Source organism: Thermodesulfobacteriota bacterium, from assembly GCA_040754335.1.
Classification (GTDB): Bacteria; Desulfobacterota_D; UBA1144; order Nemesobacterales; family UBA2774; genus 2-12-FULL-53-21.
Genome location: JBFMCV010000015.1, coordinates 1 through 1,733 on the forward strand (window position 1 = coordinate 1; position 1,733 = coordinate 1,733).

Annotated in this window: 2 protein-coding genes; both read right to left on the minus strand. The window is 58.7% G+C overall.

The annotated features are described in order from the left end of the window. Positions 1-14: 14 nt before the first annotated feature. Positions 15-1,421: an IS4 family transposase gene (locus tag AB1598_15085; GenBank protein MEW6146335.1), complete on the minus strand. Its 1,407-nt coding sequence runs from the start codon at positions 1,419-1,421 to the stop codon at positions 15-17. Next, on the minus strand, positions 1,418-1,645 hold the full coding sequence (locus AB1598_15090; protein MEW6146336.1) for a KTSC domain-containing protein: 228 nt from the start codon (positions 1,643-1,645) through the stop codon (positions 1,418-1,420). Before AB1598_15090 ends, AB1598_15085 begins: the two co-directional genes overlap by 4 nt. Positions 1,646-1,733: the final 88 nt, after the last annotated feature.

Consider the following 1,733-nt stretch of genomic DNA (forward strand, 5'->3'; position numbering starts at 1 on the left):
GACCTGAAGATTGATCACTTTTCGTCCTCTGCTTTTGCGCGTCGGTACCAAGCTTCGCCTGCGAGCAGTTCGGTGTAGCCGCGTCCCAGCACCTGCCATCCAGGTGGACCATTGCGTCTGAGATGTCCTCCGAGTCGAGCGATCGCAGATAGCGCATCTTGGATCGTCGGCTTTTCAGGTAGCGGCGTTGCCAATGAGAGGACGTGGATCTGCGAGTCAGTGAGGATGTCGCGTGCAGGAGCTTGGGGTTGGTATCGACCGAGAGCGCGCATTCGAAGCAGGTTCCAGGCGATGGGGATGAAGATCGCAAGCGCGTTGGTGAGGGCCTCCCAACTTTCCAGCTGGCGCTTCTCGAACGAACACCCCGTCTTGATGGCTTTGAAGTACTCCTCGATCGTCCATCGGCTTCGATAGATGTCGACGATCCGGATGATCTGCTTCTTGGTCTCGATCGGCTCTGTCGTGGCGAGCATCCAGTCGACTGGTTCAGCGTTCTTCGGTGGATCGATCTCGCGGACCCTCACCACGTTGAGGTCGAGCTGCTTGGGGTAGGAGGCCCCACAGACGCTCGGGCGCTGGACCGTTACTCTTATGGCGCTGAACGCCAGTTTGGCTTTTCGCTCCTTTCGCGGGCCAGACCGCTTCCTGAGGTAGTAGCCGGAAACCTTGCGGCGCCGCGAGACCTTGATTGTCCGCGTGTAGACCGTTCGGGCCGTGGCTGTGTGCTCCTTCAGATGCACATCCTCATCGACGAGCTTCCGGTCGTAGCAGAGTCGGATCACGAAGCGATGATTCTTGGCGACGAGTCCGGCGAACAGTTTGTAGTCATCCGCCTCGCTGTCCATCACATGGATGAATCGGTTCTTGCTCGGTGACCACTCCTCGACATCATCGACGAGTTCACCCCACCGAACTTGCTCCGACGGAAGATCTCGGACATCGAGGTAGTCGGCGCCCTGCCTTCGCTTCGCCGTCGCAGTTTCCTCGTCTCTCACCCAGGCGTGAACTCCGAGAACGCCAAGAGGGATGCGCGCCTCTCCCTCAGCCAAGGCCAATGCAAAGTGCCCTAGGAAGCCAACACCAGAGCGCTGTAAAGGTCCCAGGCCCTCGCGCGCCTCGCCCTGGAAGCAGAATGTCGAGGTATCGTGGACGACGAGAACGGTCTCGTATTCCTCGGCTCGGTTCGCTGTCGATTGCACATGCGGCATCAACAAACCTTCGAACGAGACCCGATCGTTGTTCAGAAAACGATAGAGCCCTTCGAGCTCGCCCTCGGTGACCATCGCCTTCGGAAAACTGGCTGTCGGGTCGGCGGAGATCGTCCGCACGATCCGAGCCAATCGCTTGTTCAGCCGGACGTCACCCAGCTCCGCTCCTTCGAACTCTCCATCTACCTCGACGAGTGGCGGCTCGCGAATCAAGCCGCTCTCCCGAAAGCAAACAGGCTTCGCACATGCTTGTTGAAGAACGAACCCTTGGACTCAGCCTTCAGGAAGTCCTCGAACGTCTCCTTCGGAACGTCCACGAAGCGGTACACCGCGCCAGATTGAAACTCGATCTCCAGCGCCCGACTCTCCAAGCAGTAGCCGATTGAATTGATGACTGAAGAAACAACGGTGAACCTCGCAAGCGGTCCTGCAATCATACACACACGATCGGCGCTCAATGATCTGCGCGCGATCCGACGGATGATCGATGCCGCACGCGTCCGAGATGTGTAGGATCTTCAGGTC

Excerpts from the sequence above, each read along its gene's own strand:
- AB1598_15090 (MEW6146336.1), bottom strand. The coding sequence starts at position 1,645 with ATGATTGCAGGACCGCTTGCGAGGTTCACCGTTGTTTCTTCAGTCATC.